Raw genomic sequence first — 23887 nt, 5'->3', positions numbered from 1 at the left:
GCCACTGGTGCCGGGCCGCCGGTGCCCTGCTAGCGTCGGCTCATGGCAGGAGCACTGTGCCCCGGATCGTTCGACCCTGTGACCTACGGACACCTCGACGTCTTCACCCGGGCGGCGGCCCAGTTCGACGAGGTCGTCATCACCGTCATGATCAATCCGAAGAAGCAGGGCATGTTCACCGTCGAGGAGCGCATCGAGATGCTGCGCGAGTCGACCGCCCACCTGGGCAACGTCCGGGTGGACTCGTGGCAGGGCCTGACCGTGGACTTCGCGCGGGAGCAGGGCATCACCGCGATCGTGAAGGGTCTGCGCGATGCCGGCGACTTCGGCTACGAACTGCAGATGGCGCAGATGAACAAGAAGCTCTCCGGCGTGGACACCTTCTTCATCGCCACCAACCCGTCCTTCAGCTACCTGTCCAGCTCTCTGGTCAAGGAGGTCGCCGCATACGGCGGCGACGTCAGTGACATGCTGCCCCCCTCGGTGCACAAGCGCCTCCTGAACCGCCTGGCCGAGCGCAACAGCTGACGGACCGGTCCGTACGGCCTGGATACCCGGAGAGGCGGCTCAGAACACCAGGCCGCGGAGGGCCAGGAAGCGCATGCCACCGACCGCGGCGGTGATCCCCAGGATCGCGACGGCCTGGGCGGTGTCCCCGAGTCCGGGCGCCCACAGGCCGAGCGCGGCCAGCGCCGCAGTCGTGATGCCGAGCCCGACCAGCGCGAGCCCGCCGCCTTCCCACTGTGCAGTGAACCAGCCGACCCGTTCCGCGGCGTGGAAGGTGAGCTGGCGGTGCAGCTCGTTGGCGATGACGGTGCTCACGAGGGAGCCGACGACGTTGGCGATCAGCGGCCCGACGCCGTGCATGGCGAAGAACAGCAGGACATAGGCGATATTGCTGGATCCGCCGACCAGCGCGAAGCGGATCAGCTGCGCGAAGGCGCGATCGCCGCGCAGGTACCGGGTGAGCTGTCCGACCCTGGCCGCGCCCGATATCTTCGGCAGTACCGGGTATGGGCTCACCCACGGCACGAAGAAACTGGTGGCGCTCACTCCCGCCGGTCGCGGTAGTTCCAGAACAGTCATCGTCTTTCCGATCGAACGAGGCCTTGTTGGTCGACCTTCCAAAAGAATGTAACACGAAGCGGAGAGGCGGTCTCCACTTGATTTCTGTGGCGTGCAAGACACCCGCACGACACACCGGAAAGTGACTCGGCACGAGCGGTGACGAGGGGCACACTGGGCTTCGGCGGAGAGTTTCGCCGTGAGTCCGCAGGAGGGTAGTGAGCATGTATCGCGTATTCGAAGCGCTCGACGAACTGGTCGCCATTGTCGAAGAGGCCCGCGGCATCCCGCCGACCCGCAGCTGCATCGTGCCGCGTGGCGACGTGCTCGAACTACTCGACGACGTGAGAGACGCGCTGCCCGGCGAACTCGACGACGCGCAAGACGTGCTCGACCACCGGGACAAGATCGTCTCCGACGCCCGGAACGCGGCCGAGACCGCTGTGACCGGCGCGAACGAACAGGCCGAGCGCACCATCGGCTCGGCGCGCGAGGAAGCCGATCGCATCCTGGCCGATGCCAAGGCGCACGCCGACCGGATGGTCGCCGAGGCGAGCGCGCACGCCGATCACCTGGTCGTCTCCGCGCAGGAGGAGGCCGATCGCGTGGTGGCCGACGGCAACGCCGAATACGAGGCGGTGACCGGCCGGGCGCGGGTGGAGTCGGAGCGGATGATCGAGGCGGGCAAGGCGGCCTACGACCGCTCCGTCGCCGAAGGCCTCGCCGAGCAGGAGCGGCTGGTCACCCAGACCGAAGTGGTGCGCGCCGCGCATGCCGAATCGGCCAGGGTGATCGATGCCGCGCACGCCGAATCGGATCGGCTGCGCGAGGAATGCGACCACTATGTCGACTCCCGGCTCGCCGATTTCGAGGAGACGCTGGCCAGCACGCTGCGCACGGTCGGGCGGGGGCGTCATCAGCTCCGCAGCGGAGCGGGCGCACCCGACTACGCCTCCGAATTCCGCAGGTAGCGGCGCCGAGCGCGGTCGGCCGGGTTTGGGTGCGCACCGCATGATCGCTTATTGTTGAGTGGTTGGTTGCCCGTATCCCCTCGATCGTGAGTGAGTTCGTGATGTCCGCCGGTTCCGGTTCCACGTCGCGTCCCCAGTCGGCCAAGCGCCGGTCGCCGGATGCGGGTTTCGTGCTGGACGTCCGCAGCCTCGGCCGCAGGGCGGGGACCATGCGCGAGCTGCGCCGCACCGTGACCACCGAGGAGCGGATCGGCCTGGATCTGATCGCCGTTCCCGTGGGCGCGCAGGTGGAGCTCGACCTGCAATTGCAGGCGGTGTCGGAGGGTGTGCTGGTCACCGGCACGGTGTCCGCGCCGATCGAGGGGGAGTGCTCGCGCTGCCTGGAGCCGTTCACCAGCGAGGTCGCGCTGCGGGTGACCGAACTGTTCGCCTACCCGGACAGCACGACCGAGCAGACCACCGAGGACGACGAGGTCTACCGCCTGGTCGACGACCTCATCGACCTGGAGCCCGTGGTGATCGATGCGGTCGGCCTCGAGCTGCCGCTGCAGCCGCTGTGCACGCCGGATTGCGCGGGACTGTGCCCGGAATGCGGCATACGGATGGCGATTGCGGGATCCGACCACCGGCATGAGATACTTGACCCTCGCTGGGCCGGACTGGCTGAATTCGCCTCCGGATCGCCCGGCGCAGGCAGCCCCGACGAGGGTGCGGCCGACCGAGACCACTGAGCAAGACCGATCAGCCGAACCGGCAGAGCAATTAGGACAGAGGAGAAGTAGTCGTGGCCGTTCCCAAGCGCCGGATGTCCCGTTCCAACACCAGGTCGCGGCGCAGCCAGTGGAAGGCTGTCGCGCCCGCCCTGATCACCTGCCCGAACCGCGCCTGCGGCGAGAAGACCCTGCCGCACATCGCCTGCCCCTCCTGCGGCACCTACAAGGGCCGCCAGGTCACCGCCGCGGTCTGATCGTTCGACCTGTCGTAGCGACGTGACCGACGAACCCGACTCGTCCGGTGAACACGCGAGCCTGCTCGCAGCCTTGGGCGTCGACCTGCACCCGGATCTGCTGCGTCTCGCGCTGACCCATCGGTCGTATGCGTACGAGAACGGTGGTCTGCCGACGAACGAGCGTCTCGAGTTCCTCGGCGATTCCGTGCTCGGACTGAGCATCACCGAGCGGCTGTATCACGAGCATCCCTCGAAGAGCGAGGGTGAGCTGGCCAAGCTGCGCGCGAGCGTGGTGAACATGCGCGCTCTCGCGGAGGTGGCCCGCCGGCTCGGCGAGGGCGGCCTCGGTGTGCACCTGCTGCTCGGCAAAGGTGAGGAACTCACCGGCGGCCGGGACAAGGAGAGCATCCTCGCCGACGGCATGGAGTCGTTGCTGGGCGCCGTGCATCTACAGCACGGCATCGAGGTGGCGCGCTCGGTGGTGCTGCGGCTGTTCGCCGAGCTGCTCGAGCGCGGCCCGCGGATGGGCGCCGGCCTGGACTGGAAGACCAGCCTGCAGGAACTCACCGCCGAGCGTGGTCTCGGCGTGCCCAGTTACGAGATCACCTCGACCGGGCCGGACCACGACAAGGAATTCACCGCCACCACGGTGGTCGGCGGCCGGGCCTACGGGCAGGGCGTCGGCCGCTCCAAGAAGGAAGCCGAGCAGAAGGCCGCGGGGGCCGCCTACGAGGCGCTGACCGCCGAAACCTGACGTGCCCGAACTACCCGAGGTCGAGGTCGTGCGCCGCGGGCTCGCCGAGCACGTGGTGGGCCGCGTCGTCGAATCGGTGGCGATCACCCATCCCCGCTCGGTGCGCCGCCATCTCGAAGGCGCCGCCGATCTCGCCGCGCGGCTGACCGGTCTGACGGTCGAGTCGGCCCAGCGGCGTGGCAAATTCCTCTGGCTGACCTTCGACGACCCGGAAGCCGCCCTGGTCGTGCATCTGGGCATGAGCGGTCAGATGCTGGTCCAGTCCGCCGACGCGCCGGTGGAGAAGCACGCGCACATCCGCGCCACCTTCGGTGACGGCACTCAGCTGCGGTTCATCGACCAGCGCACCTTCGGCGGCTGGGCGCTCGCGCCGCTGGTCGAGATGGACGGCACCCTGGTGCCGGAGCCGGTCGCGCACATCGCCCGGGACCCGCTGGACCCGCGTTTCGACGTCGAATCCGTGGTCGCGGTCATCCGGGGCAAGCAGAGCGAGATCAAGCGCGTCCTGCTCGACCAGGGCGTGGTCTCGGGGATCGGCAACATCTACGCCGACGAGGCTTTGTGGCGCGCGCGGATCCACGGTGGCCGGCTCGCGTCCGGCCTGTCCAGACCCGCCGTGCGCGGGTTGCTCGCCGAGGTGAGCGCCGTGATGGGCGAAGCGCTCGCTGCGGGCGGCACGTCCTTCGACGCGCTGTATGTGAACGTCAACGGCCAGTCGGGTTACTTCGAACGGGCCCTCGCCGTATACGGTCGGGAGCACGAGCCGTGTCGCCGGTGTGGTGCGCCGATCATCCGGGAGCGGTTCATGAACCGCTCGTCCTACTCCTGCCCGCGCTGCCAGCCGAAGCCTCGCCGTCGCTAGCGCGCGCGAGCTACCGTTTCCTCAGGGCGGTTCGGAATGTCACCCGACCGTGAGGAAGGAAGCATGCGCAAGCTCACCTATTACGTCGCGTCGACCATCGATGGATTCATCGCCACCGAAGAGGGCTCGGTCGATTTCTTCCCCGTCGGCGGCGATCACGGTCCGTCGATCAATGCGCAGTACCCCGAGACGCTGCCCGCCAAGGTGCGCGAGGCGCTCGGCGTGGAGGAGCGCAATCGGTACTTCGACACGGTGCTGATGGGACGCAAGACCCACGACTTCGGCGTTCGCACCGGCACCTCCAGCCCCTACGCGCACCTGCGGCAGTTCGTGGTCTCGACCACGCTGCCCGAAAGCCCCGATCCCGCCGTGGAGCTGATCGCCGAGAACCCGATCGAGAAGGTCAAGGAACTCAAGCGGGAGAACGGCCTGGGCATCTGGCTGTGCGGCGGTGGTGAGCTGGCGCAGGTACTGCTGCCGGAGATCGACCAGATCTTCCTCAAGCTCTACCCGCTCGTGCTCGGCAGCGGCCGCGCGCTGTTCGGCACCGGGTCGCGGCTGCCGGAACCCGCCAAGTTCCGGGTGATCACCAGCACGGTCTTCGAAGACGGCGTGGCCTTCGTGAAATACAGCCGGGTGCGATAGCGCGGTGCCCGACCAGGAGCCGACCGGGATGCCGGACCGTGCCTCGGAGCTCGGTCCGGTGGCGGCCCTGCGCGAGATCGGCTTCTGGCTGGAGCGCTCCCGAGCGGAAACCCACCGGGTCAAGGCGTACCGGCGTGCGGCCGACGTCGTCGCGGGTTTGTCCGCCGACGAGCGCGAGGCGCGACGGGAGGCAGGCACCTGGACCGAACTCGCGGGTATCGGGCCCAAGACCGCGGCGATCATCGAGCAGGCCTCCGCGGGCGAGGTGCCGCGGTATCTGACCGAGTTGCGCGCTGCCGCGCAGCCCATCGGGGCGCCGGGCAAGCCGTTGCGGGAGCGACTGCGCGGCGATCTGCACACCCACTCGAACTGGTCCGACGGCGGCAGCCCGATCGAGGAGATGATGCGAGTCGCGGCCGCGCTGGGGCACGAATACTGTGCCCTCACCGACCATTCGCCGCGCCTGACCGTGGCCAACGGCCTGTCCGCCGACCGGTTGCGCAAGCAGCTGGACGTGGTGGCCGAACTCAACGACCGGATGGCGCCGTTCCGCGTGCTCACCGGTATCGAGGTGGACATCCTCGACGACGGCTCCCTCGACCAGCAGGCGGATCTGCTCGCCCGGCTGGACATCGTCGTGGCCAGCGTGCATTCGCATCTGCGCGACGACAGCGCGACCATGACCAAGCGCATGGTGCACGCGGTCGCCGATCCCAACGTCGACGTGCTCGGTCACTGCACCGGCCGCCTGGTCGCGGGCGGACGCGGCACCAGACCGGAGTCGACGTTCGACGCCGAGGTGGTGTTCGAGGCGTGTCGCGTCTACGGCACCGCCGTGGAGATCAACAGCAGACCCGAAAGACTCGATCCCCCTTCGCGATTGCTGCGCCTGGCCGCCGAAATGGGGTGTCACTTCTCGATCGACACCGACGCGCACGCACCGGGACAGCTCGACTGGCAGGGGTACGGGTGTGAGCGCGCTCTCGCGAACGGTGTTGCGGCGCAACGGGTGATCAACACCTGGCCGCTGGCGGATCTGCTGGCCTGGACTCGCGCAGGAGCATGACCGACGGGTTAACTGTTGCCGAATAGTTCGGCTTCCCCTGTGTCGGAGTGTGTTCGCCGCCGAGAATGGGGTCCACACGGATTGCTGGGGGTGGGATCAACTGGTGGGCGATTTTCCGCTCGAAATCGTTCTGGCGCTCATCGGTATCGCCGTGCCCATCTGCGCGTTCCTGTGGGAATTCGTCTTCGCCGGCCGCAGGCGGCTCGGCTACCGGGTACAGATGGACACGCCGGTCACCGGCGAGATCGAGTCGGTGTTCCCCGGGGTGCTTCCGCAGCTGCGCCCCTCGCTCGACGGCGCGAGCCCTGACCTGAAGGATATCTCGGTCGTTCTGGTGCGCATCGAGAACAGCGGCGTCACCACGATCGACACCCATGACTACAAGGCTCCGGACGCCGCGCGAGTCGGTCTGCACCTGCGCTTCCCGCAGCGCCGCGTGATCGGCATGGCGGTGAACGAACTCAGCGATCCCGACTTGGCCGACAATCTCGACGCGAACTCCGGCATCGCGGTGCCCGAGGACACTGGGCACGTCGGCGTGATCGATCTGCCGAAGGTGCCGCTCGGCCCGGGTGATCACTACAAGATCCTGGCCATCCTACAACGGTCCGGGGGCGACGGCGAGTATCCACAGCCGGTGCTGCGCGGCGGCATCAAGGGCGGCCGGATCATCGAGACCCGCAGCAACACGGGTATTTCCGGGATGATGGCCGCGCTCACCGTGTTCCTGGTGCTGGTGATCATCGTTCAGCTGGTGGTTTCCGCGCTCGAGCCGTCGCCGACGCCGCTGGAGTGCGCCTCGGGAAAGCTGACCGTAGTCGGGTCGTCGGCGTTCGGGCCGGTCGTCAGGGAAGCCGCCGAGCAGTATCGGAAACGCTGCACCGGCGCGAATTTCGCCTTCGCCTTCGAGGGAACCGAGCGCGGATTGGACCGGCTCGCCGAGGAGGGGGAAGGCAAGTCGGGGTTGCTCGCCATCACCGACGGCACGAAGGGCAACGGTTATCCGGCACTGGTGCACCGGCCGCTCGCATTGTCGCTGTTCACCATGATGGTGCATCCCGGCGTCGGTATCGGCGGGCTCACCGTCGCCCAGATCCAGGATCTGTACCGGGGCAGGATCGGCAACTGGCGCGAGGTGGGCGGCCCGGACCTGCCGGTGGTGCTGGTCAACCGCATACCGGGCTCGGGTACGCGCAACACCTTCGAGCGCAGGCTGCTCGACGGTACGCAGCCGGATCGCCCGCACGTGAGCTGCACGGCGTTGAAGGGCACGGTCATCACAGCGCCTGCGCACTGCGAGGTTCAGGTGACCGCGGACATGCGCAAGGCGGTCGCCGAGATTTCCGGCGCGATCGGCTATTCGGAGCTCTCCGAGGCCATCGACGCCGGTTTGCCGACCATCGTGATCGACGGCGTCGGTGCGAGCCGCGACGCCGCCGTGCAGCGCACCTACCCGTTCTGGGGAGTCGAGTACGCCTACAGCAATGGCGAATTGCCCGGTGACTCACTGGCCGCGAGCTTCCTGCACTTCCTGACCGTTCAGACCGGGAAAGAGGTGCTGCGCGCGCACGGCAACGCGCCGTGCGCCGACTTGCCCGACCCGGGTCGCTGCCTGCCCGAGCAGTGACCTGCCGGGACCAGCGGCACAGCGGGCCCGCGTCGTCGGGCGCGCCGGGATGTCGGTGGGCTCGGCGAGGATGGACGCATGACGGAACTGTCGCTGCGCGAACTGAATCGGACGCTACTGGTCCGCCAGAAGCTGGTGGAACGGGTGGAGCTGGCCCCGCTCGACCTCGTCCGGCATCTGGTCGCGGTGCAGGGCCAGGAGCCGAACTGGCCCTATGTGGGGCTGTGGTCGCGTCTGGCGGGGTTCCGGCACGACGACCTGGCGGCGCTGTTGCGTGATCGCAGCCTGGTGCGCTCCACCATGATCCGTCGGACCGTGCACCTGGCCGACGCCGCCGACTTCCGCTGGTTGCGGCCGACGGTGCAGCCGGTGGTCGCCGCCGCGCTGAAAGCGCCGTACTACCGCGACGAGATCGACGGTGTCGACCTGGACGAGCTCGCGGCGGCGGGACGCGAACTGCTGGCCGGACAGCAGCTGCGCCGCCGGGAACTGGGTGAACTACTCGCCCCGCGCTTCCCGGACCGGCACACGCGCCGACTCGCCGAAACCGTCGAGTTGCTGGTCCCCTTGGCGCACGGCTCGGAGACCGGCGCGTGGGGGCGGTGGCGCAACCGGTACGTCACGGTCGGGTTGGCCGAGGAATGGACGGGCGTGCCCATGGCGGAGGCGGCCCAGCCCCAGACGCTGGTACTGCGTTACCTGGCCGCGTTCGGTCCGGCCACGGTGGCCGACATGCAGGCGTGGGCGGGCATCACCCGGCTGGCCGAGGTCGTCGACGACCTGCGCACCCGGCTGCGGGTGTTCACCGACGACCAGCGCCGCGTGTTGTTCGACCTGCCGGACGCGCCGCTGGCCGAGCCGGATCTGCCCGTGCCCGTACGTTTTCTGCCCGCGTTCGACAACGCGTTGCTGGGCCACAAGGACCGCCGCAGGATCATCGGCGAGGAAGACCGCAAGCGCACCGCAGGTGAGGCATCCGCAGGCGTGCCCATGTACCTGGTCGACGGCTTCGTGCACGGCCGCTGGTCGCTCGACGGCGCCACGCTGCGCATCGTGCCCTGGCACCCGTTGTCCGCGTCCGACGAGGCGGCGGTGCGCGCGGAGGCGGAGGATCTGCTGTCGTTCATCGTGGCGGGCGGGAATGCCGTGGGGGCGGACCACGATCCACGGGTCGTCATCGAGGGGTGAGGCGCCGTGTCCGGCCCCGGCGGACAAGGCGGGGCCACCGGCTTACCCATCGGTAGCTGAACGAACGCTGGGCGGCGCGATTTTTTCCGAACTGTTTGGTTTGAACGATGCCCCCTGAGGTACCTCCCACTCGGCCCCCCTGATCATGCCGAAAGCGTGACCAGGCCAACCAAGCCCCATGGACGGCGGTGCAGCTAGGTCTTCACCCCCGCCGCGGCGGCCACTTAGTTCAGTTCGGCGCCCGGTACTCCGAGTGCTGGGTGAATGCGAGTGCTACTTGGTTGTCCCTGGAAGGAGGGTCATGAGCGCGCTTTCCGTGCCTATTTCCGCGCAGGCATCGTCCGATCTGGAAATGCCGTCGTCCGACTACTTGTCGACAGATCATGCCAGCGGCCCGTTTCGCATCGCGATGGTCGTGCCGCCGTACTTCGACGTCCCGCCCAAGGCGTATGGCGGTGTCGAGGCCGTGGTGGCCGATCTGGTCGACGCATTGGTGGCCCGTGGCCACGACGTCACCTTGTTGGGCGCGGGGGAGCCAGGGACCAAGGCCAAGTTCGTGCCGGTGTGGGACCGAGCGCTGCCCGAGCGCCTCGGAGAGCCGTTCCCCGAGGTCGTGCACGCGTTGCGGGTGCGCCGCGCCATCGAGAAGCTCGTGGCGACATCGGGTATCGACCTGGTGCACGACCACACCTTCGCGGGCCCGCTCAACGCGTCCGTCTTCCAGAGCATGGGCCTGCCGACGGTGCTGACCGTGCACGGGCCGGTAGAGGACGACATCTACCGCTACTACCAGGATCTGGGCGACGAGGTGGCGCTCGTGGCGATCAGCGACCGTCAGCGCGAGCTCGCGCCGGGCCTCAATTGGTCCGGACGCGTGCACAATGCGCTGCACGTCGACGACTGGCCGTTCCGGGTCGAGAAGGACGACTACGCGCTGTTCCTCGGCCGGTTCAACGAGTGCAAGGCGCCGCACTTGGCGCTGGAGGCCGCGCACGCCGCGGGTATCCCGCTGGTGCTCGCCGGTAAGTGCAGCGAACGTCCCGAACAGGCATACTTCGAGGAGAAGGTGCGGCCGCTGTTGACGGACAACGATCACCTGTTCGGTCTCGCCGACGCGGCGGCCAAGCGTAAGCTGCTTGCGAATGCGCGTTGCCTGTTGTTCCCGATCCGCTGGGAGGAACCGTTCGGCATGGTGATGATCGAATCCATGGTCTGTGGCACGCCGGTGGTCGCGCTGCGCGGCGGTGCGGTGTCCGAGGTGATCGTCGACGGCGTGACCGGCCGTATCTGTTCCGATCCCGCCGAATTGCCCGCGGCCATCGAAGAGGTCAGGGCGATGGACCCGTACGCCTGCCGTTCCCACGTCCAGGCCAAGTTCGGCTCCGACACCCTCGGCTTCGGGTACGAGCAGGTGTATCGCCGGCTGTTGCGTTCCAAGAAGCGGTTCGGCGCCGCGCCGCTGGACACCGCGGTGCCCGCCGCGGCGCCGGTCGACAGCGCGCCCGGCTCCGCGCCGGTCAGGATCGCGGCGAGCGGATTGGCGTGACCGGTTCCGCACCGTTGACCCCCGCCCCCCTGAATTCCGGTGAGCCCACCGGGTTCGGGGGGTGCGGCTCGGTCACCCTGGTCGAAGGCGGCACGTTCTGCCTGTCCAATCGGCTCGGCGATGTCGAGACGGGCAAGCCGCACGGCTTGTTCTTCCGGGACGCCCGTGTGCTGTCGCGCTGGGAGTTGCTGGTGAACGGCAAACCCGCCGAGCCGCTCTCGGTACTGAGTCCGGAGGCGTTCGCCGCCAGGTTCGTGTTGCGCAGGCCCCCGCAGGCGGGCTTGGCCGACAGCACGCTGCTGGTGGTGCGCGAACGGATCGTCGCCGACGGCATGCACGAGTTGATCACGCTGGAGAACATGGGCCGTGAGCCCACGGCGGTGCTGCTGGAACTGCACGTGGACGCCGACTTCGTCGACCTGTTCGCGGTGAAGGAAGGCCGCGCCGGACACGCCCGGGCCGACGTGACGGTCGCCGACGGCGAGCTGGTGCTGCACGACCACGCCGACCGCAGCCGGGGAATCTCGATCTCGGCGACCGTGGAACCGGAGGTTTTTCCGGGTTCGCTGGTGTGGCGGGTGATCGTGCCGGTCGGCGAATGCTGGCAGACCGAGATCATCGCCCAGCCGACGGTGGGCAACCAGCGGTTCCAGGCGATCTCTCCCGGTGAGCACTACGGGATCAGTGCGCCGGGCCGCAAGATCGAGGCGTGGCGCGACACCGCGACCGACATCGCCGCGTCCGACCCGGCGCTGACCCGGGTGCTGCGCCGGACCGAAAGCGATCTGGGCGCTTTGCAGATGCACGACGAATCCGGCGACGCCCGGCCGTTCGTCGCGGCGGGCGCGCCGTGGTTCATGACCCTGTTCGGCCGCGACAGCCTGCTCACCGCGTGGATGGCGCTGCCGCTGGAGGTCGACCTGGCCCTGGGCACGCTGCAGCAGCTGGCGGAACTGCAAGGGCAGGACGTGAATCCGCTCACCGAGGAGGAACCGGGACGCATCATGCACGAGATGCGCCGCGGCCCGGCGGGCGGGCAGGTGTTCGGCGGCAATATCTACTACGGAACCGCCGACGCCACACCGCTGTTCGTGATGCTGCTGGCGGAATGCCATCGCTGGGGCGCGGACGCCGAGGCGATCCGGCAACTGCTGCCCGCCGCCGACGCCGCCCTGCACTGGATCACCGACTACGGCGACCGGGACGGCGACGGATTCGTCGAATACCGTCGCGCCACCGACCGCGGCCTGATCAATCAGGGCTGGAAGGACAGCTTCGACGGAATCAACGACGCCACCGGCCATATCGCCGAGGCCCCGATCGCGCTGTGCGAGGTGCAGGGCTACGTGCACGCCGCGATGCTGGCCAGGGCCGAGCTGGCCGACGCCTTCGACGACCCGCGGCTGGCCGGACGGCTGCGCGAACGCGCCGCGGAGCTGCGGGTCAAGTTCGCCGAGCAGTTCTGGCTGCCCGACCGCGGCTGGTACGCCGTGGCGCTGGACGGCGGCAAACGCCAGGTCGACTCGCTGACCAGCAATGCCGCGCACTGCCTCTGGTCGGGCATCGCCACGGACGAGCACGCCGCCGAACTGGTGTCGCGCATGGCGAGCCCGGAGATGGACTCCGGGTTCGGATTGCGCACCCTGGCCTCGAACATGGGCGCCTACAACCCCATGAGCTATCACTGCGGCTCGGTCTGGCCGCACGACACGGCCATCGCGGTGGCGGGGCTGCTGCGCTACCGGCACATTCCCGGTGCGGTGGAGCTGGCGACACAGCTGGCCACCGGTCTGCTGGACGCGGCGGCGATGTTCGACGGGCGTCTGCCGGAGTTGTTCTGCGGCTTTCCCCGGTCGCGTTTCGCCTCTCCCGTGCCGTATCCGACGTCCTGCTCGCCGCAGGCATGGGCGAGCGCGGCGCCGCTGTTGCTGGTGCGCTCGTTCTTCGGACTCGACCCCGACGCGCCGACCCGGACGCTCACCGTCCGGCCGCAGCTGCCCGCGCGGTGGGGTAGGGTCTCGCTGCGCGCTCTTCGGCTCGGTTCGACCACCGTCGACCTGGAGGCCGAGGGTGCGCAGATCACCGCGGCGCGCCTGCCCGACGACTGGCGATTGGTGACCCGGTGACGCACACCGGTTGCCGAGGGGCGCGAGCGGGTATGCCTCCGGCGTAGGGATATTGGCAAGCCTTCTCGCACAAATACGTAGCACGGAAGGTGGCGCACGATGCAGACATCGCTGGATATGCAGGACCTGTGGCGGACACAGTATCGGGACTGTGCCGCGGAACCCTCGACGGATCTCGACCTGGATCGCGCCCTGTTCATCCGCAGCGTGCACGCCGGTCACGGCCCGGAATGCCGCCAGTACCTGGCGGCGGCGGCTTATTGCCTCGACCACCAAGACGCGCACTGACCGAGAGGTTCTCGGCCCGAGCGGCGGCCGTCGGGCGGGAGTACGAGCATCCCGCCCGATCCGGACCGCGAACCGGCGTGCGGGCTACAGAATCGCGAAGGCGACGACCAGCCCGAGCGCGAAATGCGCGGCCGCCACCACGAGCACTTCGGTGGTGTAGGTCTCGGCGTGCAGCGCGGCGCCGATATCGATGCCGATCGCCCGTTCGATGACGCGCACCGAGATGACCTGGGCGACAATGCCGACCAGGCCGAACACCAGCGCGGCGATCAGGCCCTCGGAGAGCTTGCCGCCGCTGCCCACGGCCAGGATGGCGAGTACCACGATGAACGCCATGCTGATCATGCCCGCGGCGGTGACGATGATGGCGTTCGGTTTGCCCGCCACCACCAGCTTGCGCAGCTTGCCCGGGGTGGTCAGGTCGATGGCGTAGAAGCCGACGAGCATGAGCACCAAGCCGACGAGGGCGTAGAGGACGATCGCTCCCACACCCTCGCCCAGCGAGTTCCAGTACCCCGATTCCAGGGCGACTGCGGTCATCTTGATCCTTCCGAAGTGGGTTGGCCTGCGCCGAGATGGATTCGTGCTTGTCGGTGACGATGCTCAGTCGGGGAGGATGCGATGCGGGACGAAGGCGGAGCCGTCGTCGGTGATCAGTCCCGCGGTCTCGCGGATGCCGAGCCCCGCCGCGGCGTCACCGACGATCCACGCGCCCAGCACCGGGCGCATATCATCGAATTCCGGCAGCGGGTCGAGCAACTGGTACACATAGCCTTCCTCGCCGTAGACACCGCCGGTCGCGGTCTCCAAGCCGGCGCCGACGATGGTCATGTTGGCGCCTTCGCGTCCCAGCTTCGGTTTGCGGATGTACTCGGTGAGTTCGTTGGGCTGGTCGAGGTAGGCGGGCAACAGATTCGGGTGGCCCGGGTACATCTCCCACAGCACCGCCAGGATCGCCTTGTTGCTCAGCAATGCCTTCCACAGCGGTTCGATCCACATGGTCTCCGGCAGGCTGTCCACGACCCGCTTGCCGAAATCGTCATCGAGCACCCACTCCCACGGGTAGAGCTTGAAGACGGCTTCCATCGGAGCCTCCGCCAGGTCGACGAACCGCTCCAGCTCCGAGTCGAATCCGATCTCCTCGATCGGCAGCGCGATCGTGTCGAATCCGGCCTCGGCCGCGGTCTCCTGCATATAGGCGGTGGTGACGTTGTCCTCGCCGGTGGCGTCCGCGCCGGACCAGGTGAAGTGCAGTTGCGAGCCGGGCAGCACATCGCGCAGCTCGCCCCACCGCTCGACCAGCTTCTCGTGCAACGAGTTCCACTGGTCTCCGCCGGGGTAGCGGTCGGTCAGCCAGTGCCACTGCACGATCGCCGCTTCCAGCAGCGAGGTCGGCGTGTCCGCGTTGTACTCCAGCAGTTTCGCCGGACGCCGCGCGTCGTAGCGCAGGTCGAAGCGCCCGTACACGTGCGGGTCGGAGCGCCGCCAGGATTCGGCGATCGGGCCCCAGCACCACTCGGGCAGGCCGAAATCGGCGAACCGCTCGGTGAGCACGATGTGCTCCACCGCGTTCAGGCACATCGAGTGCAGCAGTTCGACGTCGGCCTCCAGCGCGAGGATCTCCGGCATGTCGAACTCGTAGTGCACCGACTCGTCCCAGTACGGCCGGGGTTGACCGCTCGCGTCCCGCCCCGGGGAACCGTAGACCAGGCCCTGGCTTTCGATGGTCTGCTGCCAGCCCGGCCGTGGCGTATCCCGTACGCGCCGCATCTACGACCCTCCGCCGGTGCTCTTGCTGCCCAGACCGCCGCGCTGGATGGTGGTGCCGCTCTTGGTCTTGATCTCGGCGTTCTTCGGCTTGATCGTGGTGCCGCCGGTCGGCGGTCTGCCGACGGTGCCGGTGCCGCCGTAGTAATAGCGGTACTGCGGTCCGCCGCCGAGGATGATCAAACCCGGATTGACCCCGCCGTCGTTGACGAATCCGGGGCGGCCGTCGCCGCAGTATGCATCGTCGACCACGATCTCTTGACCGTTCTCGACTTTGACGCACTGAGCCGTGACACGGTCCGGCGCGGTCAGGGCGCGATAGGTTAGATAGCCGCCGCCGACCAGAGCGGCGACGCCGACAATGGCGACACCGCCGATCATGACGCGCTTGCGGGTGCGCTTCTTGGCCTCCGCGGCCGCGGCGGCGGCGCGCTGCGCTTCTTCGGCGCGCCTGCGCGCCTTGTCTCGTGCCCGTGCCTCGGCCACCGTCTGCGGGCGGGGTTGGGTCACGCCGGGTTGCTGGCGCTGGATGCTGCCGGGGCGCGGGGCGGACGCGGCGGGAGGTTCCCCGGCGCCCGGAGCGCTCGCGTTATCGGGCGCCGCGGAAGTGGGCGTCGACCAGTCGATCTCGGGCTGCTCGGCGGGGCTGCTCGGTGCGGGCGTCGACCGGTCCGTTCCAGCGGAGACGGGCGTCGACCAGTCCTGTTCGTCGCCCGACCCGGGCGTGGCCGGGGTGGATGCCTGCTCGCCATCGGCCGGGGATCGCGGGCCGGACGGCCGCTCGGGCTCGTCCCGGCGCTCGTCGTCACCCGGGTTACGTGTGCTCACCGCTGTGCCCCCTCGTCGCCCGAACCACCACTACCGCTCCTCGAAACCGGTCAAATCACCCCGCGCGGGCTCCCAGCTTTCCACAACCAACCTCACCTGACCAGGTGTATCCCCGGAACGCAAGCGTGCGAGCAACCGTTCACACGCCGCTCGCGGCCCTTCCGCGATCACGTGCACCCGGCCGTCCCTGGCGTTGGTCGCGTGCCCGACCAGCCCGAGTTCCAACGCCCGCGACCGGGTCCACCAGCGGAAACCCACGCCCTGGACCAGGCCGTGCACCCAGGCGCTCAACCGAACGGCCTCGGCCATCAGGCCTCGATGTCGAACGACAGCGTCACTTTCGATCCAGCCTTCAGCGTCCGCCCCACCGTGCAGACCTTGTCGATCGCACGCTGCACGGTGACCAGCAACCGTTCCCTGGCCGCGTCGTCGAGATCGCTGAGGTCGAGTTCGAACACTTCGTCCAGCTGCGGATAGACCTCGTTCTCCCGGTCGGCGTCGCCGGAGACGCGGATGGTCGCGTCGAAGTTGTCACCGAGCTTGCGCGACAGCGGGAAGTCCGCGCTCAGGCCCGAGCACGCGGCGAGCGCGATCTTCAGCAGCTCGCCGGGGGTGAACACACCGGGGACGCCCTGCGAACCGATCAGTACCTCGGCGCCGCGAGAGCTGCGGCCGGTGTAGGCCCTGGTCCCGGTGCGCTCGACCCACAGCGTGGTGGGTTCGGACGCGATCGGCGCCACGCCGGCGGTGGTAACGGTCTGTTCAGCCATGAGTTCGATCCTGCCATTGTCGTCGCAATCAGCTCGCGCGGCTGGCAACACCGCGCCCCACCGCGGCATTCCGCGCGCAGGGCGGCCCGTGGCCGGGATTACCACTCGAGCCGCCCGACCAGCTTGCCGCGATGGCGCACCAGCATCTCGAGCATGTCCCAGCCGGTTGGGGTCAGGTGCAGGGTCTCGCCGCCTTTGGTGACCTTCTCGGCGGCCAGGTCGACGGTGAACGCCGGTCGACGAGCGCACCCGCGGCCGAACCCCGGGATTCCTCGGCGAGCCGCGGGTCGATGTCCTGCGCTTGAACCTCGATCTGGACCGGTGCCACCCGTGCCGCGGCTAGCCTTCGCCCGGCCGACCGCGGGCGATCGCCTCCGATCGCCCTCGGTCCGCGGTGCTCAGTGACCGCGGGCGATCCACTCGGCGAGGTGCGGTTTCTCCGCGCCGATGGTGGTGGAGTCGCCGTGGCCGGTGTGCACGGTGGTTTCCTCTGGGAGCGTCAGCAGGCGCTCGCGGATCGACTCGATGATCGTGCCGAAATCGGAGAACGAGCGGCCCGTTGCGCCGGGCCCGCCCGCGAACAACGTGTCCCCCGTGAACACCGCCGTGGTCGCGGGCAGATGCAGTGCGACCGATCCGGGGGAGTGGCCGGGTGTATGTAGGACCCGGATCTCGGTGTCCGCCACAGGAATCCGGTCGCCGTCCGCGAGCGGCCGGTAGGCGGCTTCGGGGTGGGTCATGCGCCACAGCGGCTCGTCGGCGGGATGCAGGAGGACCGGCGCGTCGAGGCGCTCGGCGAGTTCGGGCGCGACCGTCACGTGATCGTTGTGTCCGTGGGTGCACACGATCGCGCGCACGGCGCGTCCGGCGACCGCGGCGACGATCGGGTCGGCGTCGTGGGCGGCGTCGATCACGACCACCTCGTCGTCGTCGCCGATCAGCCAGATGTTGTTGTCCACGGCCCAGGTACCGCCGTCGAGGGCGAAGGTGCCGGAGGTGACGACGCGGTCGATGCGGGTGGTCACCAGATCACCACCGAGCGCAGCACGTCGCCGGTGTGCATCTTGGCGAAGGCCTGCTCCACCTGGTCGAGCCCGATACGTTCGGTGACGAACCGGTCCAGCGGCAGCCGTCCCTGGCGGAAGAGGTCGATCAGGGTGGGGAAGTCGCGTTCCGGCAGACAGTCGCCGTACCAGGACGATTTCAGCGCGCCGCCGCGCGAGAACAGATCGAGCAGCGGCATGTCGATGGTCATCTCCGGAGTCGGCACGCCGACGAGGACCACCGTGCCCGCCAGATCGCGGCCGTAGAACGCCTGCTTCCAGGTCTCCGGGCGGCCGACCGCGTCGATGACGACGTCGGCGCCCCAGCCGCCGGTGTACTCCTGGATCTTCTCGACCACGTCCTCGGTGGTCGCGTCGATCGTGTGTGTGGCGCCGAAGTCGGTGGCCCAGCGCAGCTTCCGGGAGTCCCGGTCCACGGCGATGACGGTCGCGGCTCCGGCCAGCCGTGCCCCGGCGATCGCCGCGTCGCCTACGCCGCCGCAGCCGATCACCGCGACGGTGTCGCCGGTGGAGACGTTGCCGGTGTGCATCGCCGCGCCGATGCCCGCCATCACGCCGCAGCCGAGCAGGCCGGCCACCGCGGGGTCGGCTTCCGGATCGACCTTGGTGCACTGGCCCTCGTGCACCAAGGTCTTGTCGACGAACGCCCCGATGCCCAGCGCGGGTGTCAGCTCGGTCCCGTCGGCGAGCGTCATCTTCTGGCTCGCGTTGCGACTGTCGAAGCAGTACCAGGGACGGCCGCGCTTGCACGCCCGGCACTCGCCGCAGACCGCGCGCCAGTTGAGGATCACGTAATCGCCCTCCGCCACGTGGGTGACCGCGGCGCCCACGGTCTCCACCACGCCCGCGGCCTCGTGGCCGAGCAGGAACGGGAAATCGTCGTTGATCCCGCCCTCGCGATAGTGCAGGTCGGTGTGGCAGACCCCGCAGGCCTGCACCCGGACCACTACGTCGTGCGGTCCCGGATCGGGGATCACCACATCGACGATCTCGACCGGTGCGCCCTTGCTGCGGGCCACGACCCCGCGGACGGTTTCCGACACCTCTGCCTCCTCAGCGCGTTCACTGATGCCGCGGATCCGGCCGCATGGCCGACACGCGATTCTGAACAGATGTCCATACAGCTGTTCCTGACAATGTGAACATTACCGCCGGAGCGCGACAAGTCGGGGCTTTCGACCGGGAATCGTCCCGGGGTTGACATTCCACTTTGGAGGTTTATTCTGAAATCATATTCCACTATGGAGGGTGGAACAGTCGATAGGACCAGGCATGGACATCTCCACCGGCACCCGCGCCTCGGACGCCGAACGCGACACCGTGGTGCGCCTGCTCGCCAGGCACATGGCAGACGGGCGGATCGATCTGCCCGAGTACGACCAGCGCGTCGCCCAGGTGTACGCCACCACCGACCGCGAGGACCTGCGCTCGGTGCTGTCCGATCTGCCCGAACTCGACAAGGAGGCGGCCGCACCCGCGTCCGGCCGCCCACGGATGCCGATCTGGCAGCGCATCGAGGGCAGCGCCTGGCTCGCCGTGAGCGTGCTGGTGCTCGTGATCTGGGCCGCGATCTCGCTCGGCGTCGGCGCCTTCACCTACTTCTGGCCGATGTGGGTGATCGGCCCGTGGGGCGCCGTTCTCGCGTTCCGTATGGTGGCCGGCTTCGAGAACGGCCGATTCACCCACCGCGCGAGCTGAGCCTCGTTCACCGGCGCTGCCACCCGGGTTGCCGGGTGGCGGTGCCCATTTCGCGCCCTACCACCCACGCCGGGAGGTGTCCTGGGCGGACGGAGTGTCGCGCCGTGGCCGCTCGTCCCCGCGATGGCGGCGGCCGGGTGGAGGTTGATCGTGGGTTCGTTCCGCGGCTCGGTCGGACGGCGCCGGTCGGTCGCGGTACGGGGCATCGGGCCGCTCTCGTCGGCCGGTCCTGGGCTCGAAGTCCGGGGACGGCTGGGAGTTCCGCCCGGCCTGCCGACTCGCTGGTGGCCGACGGGTGTCGTCGTATCCCTCCGGACGTCCGGCGTCGTGGTGCGTGTCGCGCTGGTCGTCGGCGATGTCCTGGTGCCTGCGTCTCGGCAGATCCGGACGGCCGGGTGTCGGACGGCCGGGCGGGGAGGAATCCTCCGTGCCGGTGCGGGGAAACCGATCGCTGTGCGCGGGCTCGTTGTGCCGTCGGCGCGATGGTGTCGGCGAACCGTAGTCGTCGGACGAACGGCTCGGTTGTCCGGTAGATCGGGACTTGTCGCCGCGAGTCCGTCGCTCGGCATCGGTGCGCCGGGACGACGGCTGCGGGTCGGCGGCTCCGCGCTGGGCGGAGCGGCTCTCGCGGCGCGCGGGTGAGGGCTCCGGGGATCGTGCGGAAGCCGCGGGTCGTTCCCGCCGGGCACGGTCGTCCCCGGTTCCGGTGGACGTCCGCGCGGTCCGGGTGCCGGCTGCGTCGGGAGACGGCTTCCGCTGGGACCTGCCCGCGCGGGGCGGCTGCGGCGGACGTCCCGGCTGGAGCACCGGAAGTTCGCGGGTGACCTGTGTGGCGCTGACGCCCTTCTCCCGGTAGGTGGCCGGGATGTCGTGGGCGCGCAACCACGCGCCCGGGTCGTGGCGCGCACCGGCGTCCAGCCACGGAATGGTGTCCTCGAGCAGATCGAGCAGATCGCCGGGCCCGTCGCCGAGTGCGTTGCGGATGGCGGGGAAGGTCTCCGGCTGGAACGTCCACTTCCATTCCTGCGGACCACCGTGCGCGCGGCCGTGCACGACCAGGTCGCCGGAGCGGGCGATCTTGGCGCGCACCGTTCGGCTGCTGGACTCGATGACGAGCTCGCCGGTCTCGGTGTGGGTGATCTGCTCGACCTCGTCGTCGTCGACCTCGTCCAGGTCGGCGTCTTCGTCGGGCTCGACCCGGCGCATCCATTTCGTCATCGCGCTCAACGCGGGCAGCTGCGGTCGTTCGCCCGTTGCGCCGGGGCGGGTGATCCGCAATGTCCGCGCAATCCCCGCGACGAGATCGGCGCGGCCCGAGGGCTCGAGGGGTTCGGGCTGGTCGTCGTCCTCGAGGTGCGTCGTGGGCGCCGGTCGCGTGGCAGGGCGGGTGTGCTCCGCTCGGGGGCGTTCGGGGTAGGCCGCGTGGGCGGATCGCCGGGATCGACCGGGAAAATTCCCAGGACTGGGGGTTTCGTCCTGCCCGGAATCGTCCCATGACGGGTCGGCGTCCTCCTCCTGCGCCCCCAGCTTGATCTCGAACCATCCCGCGGCCAGAGCCGCCGCACCGAGAGCGGCCGCGATCGCCACCTCCACCCGGACATCGCCGAGCAGCGTGCTCTTGCTGCGCTCACAGGCGTGCAGGAACACCAGGCTGCCGAGTACCAGTCCCGTGATGCGGGCAAGGCGGAACCGCGTGCTTGTCCCTGGTGAGGGGGCAGACATCGTGGTGCGCTCCCGAACTTCCGCTGGCGAATCAGAGGGATCGTATGTGCCGGGAGGGCGCGGCGTCAGTGCCAGTTCGAGACTGCCTCGATCGGCGACGGCAGAAGGGGGTGCGGTCGGCCGAGCACGCGGGCTCGGCTGCGCGACGACGGGGCGATCCGCCGCGCTCGCTCCGATGCGCAAGGCCCGGTGCGGCACGCAGCGCGATCGGCGATGTGGGCAAACCTCGAGCACATCGAAATGCGCGCGAACCGGGGACGAGTCGATAACCTACGGATAACGCCGAACCGCTACTCGACCGCATGCATCGTCGGGCCCGGTCGGGCCCCCGCACGCGACGGATACCATGACTGGTCGCCGGATGCGCTGGCTGGACCACGCAGAACGCCGACCGGGCAGAACACGGAAAGGTCGTCGAACTTGCACCTGAAGAGTCTGACGCTGAAGGGCTTCAAGTCCTTCGCGTCCTCGACGACGCTGCGGTTGGAGCCCGGCATCACGTGTGTGGTCGGTCCGAACGGATCGGGCAAATCGAACGTCGTCGACGCGCTCACCTGGGTGATGGGCGAGCAGGGTGCGAAGGCGCTGCGGGGCGGCAAGATGCAGGACGTGATCTTCGCGGGCACGGCGGGCCGCGCCCCGCTCGGCCGCGCCGAGGTCACGCTGACCATCGACAACTCCGACGGCGCGCTGCCGATCGACTACGCCGAGGTGTCCATCACCCGGCGCATGTTCCGCGACGGCGCGGGCGAATACGAGATCAACGGCAGTTCCTGCCGCCTGATGGACGTGCAGGAACTGCTCAGTGACTCCGGCATCGGCCGGGAGATGCACGTCATCGTGGGGCAGGGGCAGCTGTCGGCCATCCTGGAGTCGCGCCCGGAGGACCGCCGCGCGTTCATCGAAGAGGCCGCCGGTGTGCTCAAGCACCGCAAGCGCAAGGAGAAGGCGGTCCGGAAGCTGGAGGCCATGCAGGCCAACCTGGCCCGCCTGACCGACCTCACCACCGAACTGCGCCGCCAGCTCAAACCGCTGGGCAGGCAGGCCGAGGTGGCCCGCAGGGCACAGACCGTGCAGGCCGACCTGCGCGACGCCCGGCTGCGCTTGGCCGCCGACGACCTGGTCACGCGCCGCGAGGAGCTGGCCGGTCAGCAGAGCAAGGAGGCGTACGCGCGCGAGCAGCAGATCACCGTGCACTCCGAGCTGGACGCCGCCAACGCGGCGCTGGCACAGCAGGAATTCCAGCTGTCCCGGCTGACCCCGAGCGCCGAGGCCGCCGCACAGATCTGGTTCCAGCTCTCCGCGCTGGCCGAGCGGGTCAACGCCACCGTGCGCATCGCGGGTGACCGGGCGCGGCACCTGGACGCCGCCGCTCCGGTCGGCACCGGCCGCGACCCCGAGCAGTTGGAGGCCGAGGCCGACCGGGTGGAGGCCGAGGAGGCCGAGCTGCGCGAGGCGGTCGAGATGGCCACCGAGACGCTGGAGGCGGCCAGGGACCAGTTGGCCGAACGCGAGCACGCCGCCAAGGCCGCCGAGCAGGCGCACTTGGCCGCGGTGCGGGCGATCGCGGATCGGCGCGAAGGAGTGGCGCGGCTGTCCGGCAAGGTGGACACCCTGCGGGCCAGGGCGCAATCGGTGGACGCGGAGATCGCGCGCCTGTCCGTCGCCATCGCCGACGCCCGCCACCGCGGCGAGGCCGCGCAGGTCGAATTCGACACGGTGCAGGGCGAACTCGCGGAACTCGACGCGGGCGAGGCAGGGCTGGACACCCAGCACGAACACGCGGTGCAGGCCCTTGAACTGGCCGATCAGCGCGTCACCGAACTGCGCGAGCAGGACCGCGACGCGAGCAAGCGGGTCGCGTCGCTGGGTGCGCGGATCGAGGCGCTCGGGATGAACCTGGCCCGCCGGGACGGTGTGGCCTGGTTGGTGGAGCACCGCGAACAGGGGTTGCTCGGTCCGCTGTCCGGCCTGCTGCGCGTGCACGGCGGCTATGAGGCGGCGGTCGCGGCCGCGCTCGGCCCGCTGGCCGATGCCGTCGCCGCCGACACCGGCGAATCCGCGCACGCCGCGATCCAGGCGCTCAAGGACGCCGACGGTGGCCGCGCCGCTGTGGTGTTCGGCACCGCGAGCGCCGAGCGGCCGCAGCCCGGCGCGCTGCCCGACGGGGCCCGCCTGCTGCTCGACGTGGTGGAGTGCCCCGACACGGTGCGCGGCGCGATCGCCGCGCTGACCGCGGGCATCGCCGTGGCCGACGATCTGCCCGCCGCCCGTGCGCTGGTCGCGGCGCGGCCCGACCTGCGCGTGGTCACCCGCGACGGCGACCTCGCCGGAAACGGCTGGCTACTGGGCGGTTCCGATCGCGCACCCAGCCAGCTGGAGATCCAGGCCGACATCGACACCGCCGAGGCGGAGCTGGTCGCGGCGCAGCGGCGCGCCGAGGAACTCGAGGCCGCGCTGTCCGGCGCGCTGGAGGAGCAGGCCGACCGCAAGGACGCCGTCGACCATGCGCTGCTCGCCCTGCACGAATCCGATCAGGCACTGGTGGCGATCTACGAGCGCCTCGCCAGGCTCGGCCAGACCGCCCGCACCGCGCACGCGGAGAGCGAGCGTCTGCTGGGCCAGCGCGACGACGCCGAGGCGAGCCGGGAAGAGGCGCTCGCCTCGCTCGCCGAACTGGAGGATCGCCTGCGGCACGCGGAGCTCGAACAGTCCGAGGACGACGCCGACGGCGCGGGCGCGGCGGGCACCGAGTCCGCGGGCCGCGCGCGGGAGGAGGCGGCGGCCGCGCTGGCCGAGGCGCGGGCGATGGAGGTCGAGGCCCGGCTCGCCGTACGCACGGCCGAGGAACGGGCGGAATCGGTGCGCGGCAAGGCGGACTCGCTGCGCCGCGCCGCACGCGCCGAGCGGGAGACCCGGGCTCGCGCCGAGCGTGCCCAGGCCGCGCGCAA

24 protein-coding genes and 2 pseudogenes are annotated in these 23887 nt (G+C 69.6%); 16 read left to right on the top strand and 10 right to left on the bottom strand.

What is annotated here, in order from left to right:
- Positions 1 to 42 precede the first annotated feature (42 nt).
- The gene (gene coaD / locus ON19_RS20905; protein WP_043695432.1) at positions 43 to 528 is read left to right on the top strand and encodes a pantetheine-phosphate adenylyltransferase; all 486 of its coding nucleotides are present in this window, start codon (positions 43 to 45) and stop codon (positions 526 to 528) included.
- Between the two features lie 39 nt (positions 529 to 567).
- Here coaD and ON19_RS20900 read toward each other — a convergent pair whose 3' ends face one another.
- Positions 568 to 1086: a GtrA family protein gene (locus ON19_RS20900; protein ID WP_083899513.1), complete on the bottom strand. Its 519-nt coding sequence runs from the start codon at positions 1084 to 1086 to the stop codon at positions 568 to 570.
- 203 nt (positions 1087 to 1289) lie between these two features.
- Here ON19_RS20900 and ON19_RS20895 point away from each other — a divergent pair, with 203 nt between their 5' ends.
- From ON19_RS20895 to ON19_RS20840, 12 genes are all read left to right on the top strand, one after another.
- Positions 1290 to 2036 carry a DivIVA domain-containing protein gene (locus ON19_RS20895; RefSeq protein ID WP_043695429.1) on the top strand — a complete coding sequence of 249 codons (747 nt, stop codon included), beginning with the start codon at positions 1290 to 1292 and terminating at the stop codon, positions 2034 to 2036.
- 101 nt (positions 2037 to 2137) lie between these two features.
- Positions 2138 to 2767, top strand: a complete 630-nt coding sequence (locus ON19_RS20890) for a YceD family protein (protein WP_043695469.1) — start codon at positions 2138 to 2140, stop codon at positions 2765 to 2767.
- A gap of 53 nt (positions 2768 to 2820) precedes the next feature.
- The gene (rpmF, locus tag ON19_RS20885) at positions 2821 to 3003 is read left to right on the top strand and encodes a 50S ribosomal protein L32 (protein ID WP_043695426.1); all 183 of its coding nucleotides are present in this window, start codon (positions 2821 to 2823) and stop codon (positions 3001 to 3003) included.
- Between the two features lie 22 nt (positions 3004 to 3025).
- The gene (gene rnc, locus ON19_RS20880) at positions 3026 to 3739 is read left to right on the top strand and encodes a ribonuclease III (protein ID WP_043695424.1); all 714 of its coding nucleotides are present in this window, start codon (positions 3026 to 3028) and stop codon (positions 3737 to 3739) included.
- A 1-nt stretch (position 3740) separates the two neighbouring features.
- On the top strand, positions 3741 to 4601 hold the full coding sequence (mutM, locus tag ON19_RS20875) for a bifunctional DNA-formamidopyrimidine glycosylase/DNA-(apurinic or apyrimidinic site) lyase (RefSeq protein ID WP_043695421.1): 861 nt from the start codon (positions 3741 to 3743) through the stop codon (positions 4599 to 4601).
- A gap of 63 nt (positions 4602 to 4664) precedes the next feature.
- Positions 4665 to 5246, top strand: a complete 582-nt coding sequence (locus tag ON19_RS20870) for a dihydrofolate reductase family protein (protein WP_043695418.1) — start codon at positions 4665 to 4667, stop codon at positions 5244 to 5246.
- A gap of 28 nt (positions 5247 to 5274) precedes the next feature.
- A complete protein-coding gene (locus ON19_RS20865; RefSeq protein ID WP_043695467.1) occupies positions 5275 to 6312 on the top strand; it encodes a PHP domain-containing protein in 1038 nt (345 codons plus the stop codon).
- Positions 6313 to 6415: 103 nt separating this feature from the next.
- Positions 6416 to 7939, top strand: coding sequence for a PstS family phosphate ABC transporter substrate-binding protein (locus tag ON19_RS20860; protein WP_043695464.1), 1524 nt, complete (start codon positions 6416 to 6418; stop codon positions 7937 to 7939).
- Between the two features lie 78 nt (positions 7940 to 8017).
- The gene (locus ON19_RS20855) at positions 8018 to 9127 is read left to right on the top strand and encodes a winged helix DNA-binding domain-containing protein (RefSeq protein WP_043695415.1); all 1110 of its coding nucleotides are present in this window, start codon (positions 8018 to 8020) and stop codon (positions 9125 to 9127) included.
- A 352-nt stretch (positions 9128 to 9479) separates the two neighbouring features.
- Complete coding sequence (locus tag ON19_RS20850; RefSeq protein ID WP_083899512.1) at positions 9480 to 10673, top strand: glycosyltransferase family 4 protein; 1194 nt, start codon at positions 9480 to 9482, stop codon at positions 10671 to 10673.
- Positions 10670 to 12799, top strand: coding sequence for an amylo-alpha-1,6-glucosidase (locus tag ON19_RS20845; RefSeq protein WP_372478681.1), 2130 nt, complete (start codon positions 10670 to 10672; stop codon positions 12797 to 12799). The genes ON19_RS20850 and ON19_RS20845 overlap by 4 nt, the downstream gene beginning before the upstream one ends.
- 99 nt (positions 12800 to 12898) lie before the next feature.
- A complete protein-coding gene (locus tag ON19_RS20840) occupies positions 12899 to 13087 on the top strand; it encodes a hypothetical protein (protein ID WP_043695413.1) in 189 nt (62 codons plus the stop codon).
- An 84-nt stretch (positions 13088 to 13171) separates the two neighbouring features.
- Here the strand turns inward: ON19_RS20840 and ON19_RS20835 are convergent, their stop codons facing one another.
- The 6 genes and pseudogenes from ON19_RS20835 to ON19_RS43895 form a co-directional block, all read right to left on the bottom strand.
- Positions 13172 to 13627 (bottom strand): DUF350 domain-containing protein, encoded by a 456-nt coding sequence (locus ON19_RS20835; RefSeq protein ID WP_043695410.1) that lies wholly within the window; start codon positions 13625 to 13627, stop codon positions 13172 to 13174.
- 63 nt (positions 13628 to 13690) lie between these two features.
- Entirely contained in the window at positions 13691 to 14857 is a 1167-nt protein-coding gene (locus tag ON19_RS20830) for a glutathionylspermidine synthase family protein (RefSeq protein ID WP_043695406.1), read from the bottom strand.
- Positions 14858 to 15682, bottom strand: coding sequence for a hypothetical protein (locus ON19_RS43900; RefSeq protein WP_227954665.1), 825 nt, complete (start codon positions 15680 to 15682; stop codon positions 14858 to 14860).
- A 30-nt stretch (positions 15683 to 15712) separates the two neighbouring features.
- Positions 15713 to 15991, bottom strand: coding sequence for an acylphosphatase (locus tag ON19_RS20820; RefSeq protein WP_043695403.1), 279 nt, complete (start codon positions 15989 to 15991; stop codon positions 15713 to 15715).
- Positions 15991 to 16452, bottom strand: coding sequence for an OsmC family protein (locus tag ON19_RS20815; protein ID WP_043695401.1), 462 nt, complete (start codon positions 16450 to 16452; stop codon positions 15991 to 15993). Before ON19_RS20815 ends, ON19_RS20820 begins: the two co-directional genes overlap by 1 nt.
- Positions 16453 to 16556: 104 nt before the next feature.
- A pseudogene (locus ON19_RS43895) lies at positions 16557 to 16685 on the bottom strand (DNA-binding response regulator); the annotation flags it as partial.
- Positions 16686 to 16687: 2 nt separating this feature from the next.
- On the opposite strand from ON19_RS43895, the pseudogene ON19_RS42035 reads away from it, so the two are divergent.
- Positions 16688 to 16795: pseudogene (locus ON19_RS42035) on the top strand (potassium-transporting ATPase subunit C); the annotation flags it as partial.
- Between the two features lie 55 nt (positions 16796 to 16850).
- Here the strand turns inward: ON19_RS42035 and ON19_RS20810 are convergent.
- Complete coding sequence (locus tag ON19_RS20810) at positions 16851 to 17480, bottom strand: MBL fold metallo-hydrolase (RefSeq protein ID WP_086006678.1); 630 nt, start codon at positions 17478 to 17480, stop codon at positions 16851 to 16853.
- Positions 17474 to 18559, bottom strand: a complete 1086-nt coding sequence (locus tag ON19_RS20805) for an S-(hydroxymethyl)mycothiol dehydrogenase (RefSeq protein WP_043695396.1) — start codon at positions 18557 to 18559, stop codon at positions 17474 to 17476. The genes ON19_RS20810 and ON19_RS20805 overlap by 7 nt, the downstream gene beginning before the upstream one ends.
- A gap of 229 nt (positions 18560 to 18788) precedes the next feature.
- Here ON19_RS20805 and ON19_RS20800 point away from each other — a divergent pair, with 229 nt between their 5' ends.
- Complete coding sequence (locus ON19_RS20800) at positions 18789 to 19214, top strand: DUF1707 SHOCT-like domain-containing protein (protein WP_043695393.1); 426 nt, start codon at positions 18789 to 18791, stop codon at positions 19212 to 19214.
- A 57-nt stretch (positions 19215 to 19271) separates the two neighbouring features.
- Here ON19_RS20800 and ON19_RS20795 read toward each other — a convergent pair whose 3' ends face one another.
- Positions 19272 to 20936: a hypothetical protein gene (locus ON19_RS20795; RefSeq protein WP_157229769.1), complete on the bottom strand. Its 1665-nt coding sequence runs from the start codon at positions 20934 to 20936 to the stop codon at positions 19272 to 19274.
- A gap of 420 nt (positions 20937 to 21356) precedes the next feature.
- Here ON19_RS20795 and smc point away from each other — a divergent pair.
- Positions 21357 to 23887 (top strand): chromosome segregation protein SMC (smc, locus tag ON19_RS20790; RefSeq protein ID WP_043695388.1); only part of this gene is annotated, 2531 nt, incomplete at its 3' end.

This window comes from Nocardia abscessus NBRC 100374 (assembly GCF_000308455.1).
GTDB classification, from domain to species: domain Bacteria; phylum Actinomycetota; class Actinomycetes; order Mycobacteriales; family Mycobacteriaceae; genus Nocardia; species Nocardia abscessus.
This window is presented reverse-complemented; position numbering and strand designations above follow the sequence as displayed.